The sequence below is a fragment of the Cytophagia bacterium CHB2 genome (genome assembly GCA_030263535.1).
Lineage (GTDB): Bacteria > Zhuqueibacterota > Zhuqueibacteria > Zhuqueibacterales > Zhuqueibacteraceae > Coneutiohabitans.
This window is the reverse complement of record SZPB01000492.1, coordinates 1-3768: the sequence shown is the minus strand read 5'-3', so window position 1 is coordinate 3768 and position 3768 is coordinate 1. Positions and strand designations below refer to the sequence as shown.

The window sequence follows — 3768 nt, the reverse complement described above, 5'->3', positions numbered from 1 at the left end:
CCATCAAATTCCTGCCGCGCCAGATTGCGGCAAGCGATGACGAGCGCGAGCGCTTCAAAATCGAGGGGCAGCCTAGTCATCCCGGTATAGCCGGGATTCAGCTATTGCAGGAATCGACCTCAAAAAGTTTGTAGTGATGGAGGTCATTGCAGAGATGTGACTAGTTGCACAATTCAGATATGCTGGTTGACCAAACCGAGGAGAATCAATGAAAGCCCACGTTCGTGCAACGTGCTGGATCGTTTGCTTCGCTTTGCTTCACGCTTTTGCGCCCGCATCAAAGAGTGCGCCTTCCGATGCCGGTTCACACAAGCCCGCAGTTTTCACCGACCCCGACCGCTCGGAAAAAGTCAAATCCACCGCGGCGGCCGTAGCGGGAATCTTCAAACAATTCATGGAAAGCCGTCATCTGCCCGGACTCGTCTACGGCGTGGTGCTTGATGGCGAACTCGTCTATTCCGGAAGTTTTGGCTATGCGAACCTCGAGCAGAAAACACCGGCGCACGCGCAATCGCTTTTTCGCATTGCGTCCATGAGCAAGAGCGTCACCGCGCTGGCCATTCTGCAATTGCGTGATGCTGGCAAGCTGCATCTCGATGAACCGGCCTCGAAGTATATTCCGGAGATGAAGAAGCTGCGCTATCTCACCAAAGACGCGCCCGAGATAACGATTCGCGATTTGATGACGCACGGCGCGGGTTTTCCGGAAGACAATCCCTGGGGCGACCGGCAACTGGCTGATTCGGATGCAGAGTTGCGGCAATTCATCGCGAATGGCGTCTCGTTTTCAAATGTGCCGGGCGTCGAATACGAATACAGCAACCTCGGGTTCGCGCTGCTCGGACAAATCGTGCAGAAAGTCTCGGGCATGGATTTTCAGCAATATACCAGGGCGAACATCTTCGCGCCGCTCGGCATGAACGCAACCGTTTGGGAATATGAAAAAGCGGAGCAAAAGAATCTCGCGCGCGGCTACAATTGGATCGATGAAACGCACGTGAACATTCCGCTCGAACATCACGGCTCCTACGGCGCGATGGGCGGCCTCATCACTTCGATTGAAGATTTCACGAAGTATGTGGCGTTGCATCTTTCCGCATGGCCGCCGCGAAGCGACGAGGATAGCGGCCCGCTCAAGCGCAGCTCGCTGCGCGAGATGCATCATCCCTGGCGGCTCGACGCGCTCATGGCCAATTATCGTTATCCGGATGGCAGAGAGTGTCCCTCCGCGAGCGCGTATGCATATGGTTTGCGCTGGGTGCGAGATTGCGAGGGCAGGATCTACCTCGGGCACAGCGGCGGGCTGCCCGGCTTCGGGAGCAATTGGACGATGATGCCTGACTACGGCCTGGCCGTGATGTCGTTCGATAACCTCACCTACGGCGGCACGAGCACGATCAACACTGCCGTTTTGGATACGATCGTCACGCTGGCGAAACTCAAACCGCGCACGCTGCCGGTCTCCGGCATTCTCGAACAGCGCAAGAACGAGCTGGTCAAAATTCTTCCCGGGTGGAACGGCGCGGAAAGCTCGGGTTTGTTTGCCGAGAATTTTTTCATGGATAATCGCCTGAAGGACCTGGTGAAGCGGACCAAAGAACTTTATGATGAGGCCGGAAAGATCACGAACGCCGGCCCCATGACGCCCCTCAACCAACTGCGCGGCACATTCATTCTTGAAGGTGAGAAGAAAAACATTCTCGTGTTCTTCACGCTAACCCCCGAGAAGATACCGTTGATACAACAGGTGAGGATGCGGGCCGTGGAGAAAAGCAAAGAGTGAAGATAGATGCGCCAACGGAATGCCCCCAAGCTGGTAGGGACGAGCCGGCGGCTCGCCCCTACGGTTTCAACCGGCAGGCACGAAACAGCAAAGGCGATCCCACACGGGGTCGCCTTTTTATTTGAACCCAAGATATTTTTCACCGTCGAGGCGATGGCGTTGGCGGGATTTTATCGTGTCGATTACTTTTCTTCAGAAGCCGAAATTTCATTGGCCAACGCCGGCGCTTTCGTGACGCCGATCTGCCACGCCTCCTCCCAATTTACAATCTCATATTTGTCCGTCACTGGAAAATGCGGCGGGCGGCGGCGTTCGAAGCGTTTATCGAATACGATATGCGTGGCGTAGCGCGGCTCGGTTGCGGAAAGAGTGCCAGCGCTCAAACTGCCCAGGAGATGAAGCTTGGCGTTGCCGTCGCCGCGCGAGTATTGCGTAACACGAAATTCTCCCTTCGCAAAAAGGGCCGCATGAATCGTCAAATCGCCCGGCCCGGTGATTGCCGGCGGCGCGATTTCAATGTCACCTTGCGACACCAACCCGAGATAATCGTCCGTTTGCGCGAGTGTCTCTTGATGCGCGGCATAGATGAGATCATCATCAATAATAATTTTCTTTTGGGCGCATACCAGTACCACGCCGTTGATCACGCCTTGCACGTGCAGCCGGGCTTTTTCCTGCCCGCTAATGAAAAACGGGGCGCGCGGCAACTTGCGCCGTTGCAGATTTTCCGGGGCGCTGGCAGAATGCCATGAGAATGCGCCGGCGCGCTCAAATGTGACCCAGGTTTCTTCTTCGAAAATTTGCTTCAGGCTATCCGGCGCTGCGGCAATTTGATTGACATTCTTCGGCACGCGAATGGTTTGCACGCCGGTTTCAAGTCCAGCCAGAAAAATTGCGGCCTCGTCGAGGAACGGGCGCGCGTCGCCGGATTTGATTTCAAAGCCGGCGGTCGTGACTTTGCCGCGAAATTTCGGTTGTGTGCGGCCGCTGCTGCTGACCGCAAACGAGGTGTTGGAGTGAAAACGCCCGTCAAGCTCGTCGTTGTGCACGGCAACGCGCGGATTCCAAATATCCACAAATTGCGCAAAATGTGAAAACGCCAAACGCCGCAAGCGAATATCCGTAGTGAGATCCGAACCGTTTTCTTTGCGCGAGATTTCAAGATGAATCTCATCAAGCGCTGTCGCGCTTTGCGCCGGCAGATGGCGCATGCGCGCGGTATAGGTCGTTCCCTTTTCCGTGAATTCGAAAGAAGAATCACTCGGCGCGAGTTTCGCGGCCAGTTTATGCACGATTTTTTCCAGCCGGGAACGTTCGCGCGCAGGCATGGGCAGCGTTGCCGGCGTCATCACCGGCAAAAGCTTTTGTGGTTGCCGCGCCTCGACGTCAATAGTTAAATCGAGAGGCGGGGGCATGACAAAACTATTGCGCGCATCTGGATTGGGAGTTAGATTGTCCGGCGCAGATGTTGATGCTTCTCCCGAAGGCGAGGCATATGTTGGGGTGGAAACCGTGTTGCGCGGGGTCTGAAGATAATCTCTCTCAGCGACGAGCGCGGCGGATTGCGGCCGCTCAGATTTCTGCGTTTGCACACGCGCTTCTTCTCCCTGTTCGGAGAGCAAAAGCAACTCGAACAGCACAGGCTCAAAAGTCGCCGCCGGTTTGTCGATAACATTCACAAAAAAGACAAGCAGCAAAAACCCCGCAACATGACAACAGAGGGAAAGGGCAAACGCGTGCGGCAGAGAAACAGTCTTGTGGCGGATCAGCGCAAGGAGATGCGTCAAACGCGGCGGCAGGGTTGGAATAAACTTTGGAGAAATCATGACCCGTTCAAAGCGAAAATTTCGGCATGACGGCTTTCTCTGCGGAAGAATCGCAGGAATTCTCACCTGTCTATTTTTGATAACTTGTCAACCGGAGGGTAATAAAATGCCTGCACATTTGCAAACAACAATCAACTGCGGCCATCGCGGCGCCTCCGG

2 protein-coding genes are annotated in these 3768 nt (G+C 55.3%); one reads left to right on the top strand and one right to left on the bottom strand.

Annotated elements, in window-relative coordinates; all coding sequences use genetic code 11:
- Positions 1–208 precede the first annotated feature (208 nt).
- Positions 209–1783, top strand: coding sequence for a beta-lactamase family protein (locus tag FBQ85_27805; GenBank protein MDL1878939.1), 1575 nt, complete (start codon positions 209–211; stop codon positions 1781–1783).
- A gap of 182 nt (positions 1784–1965) precedes the next feature.
- Here the strand turns inward: FBQ85_27805 and FBQ85_27800 are convergent, their stop codons facing one another.
- Positions 1966–3609: a hypothetical protein gene (locus tag FBQ85_27800; protein MDL1878938.1), complete on the bottom strand. Its 1644-nt coding sequence runs from the start codon at positions 3607–3609 to the stop codon at positions 1966–1968.
- Positions 3610–3768 lie beyond the last annotated feature (159 nt).

Coding starts and splice junctions, on each gene's coding strand:
- FBQ85_27800 (MDL1878938.1), bottom strand. CDS start 3,609: ATGATTTCTCCAAAGTTTATTCCAACCCTGCCGCCGCGTTTGACGCAT.
- FBQ85_27805 (MDL1878939.1), top strand. CDS start 209: ATGAAAGCCCACGTTCGTGCAACGTGCTGGATCGTTTGCTTCGCTTTG.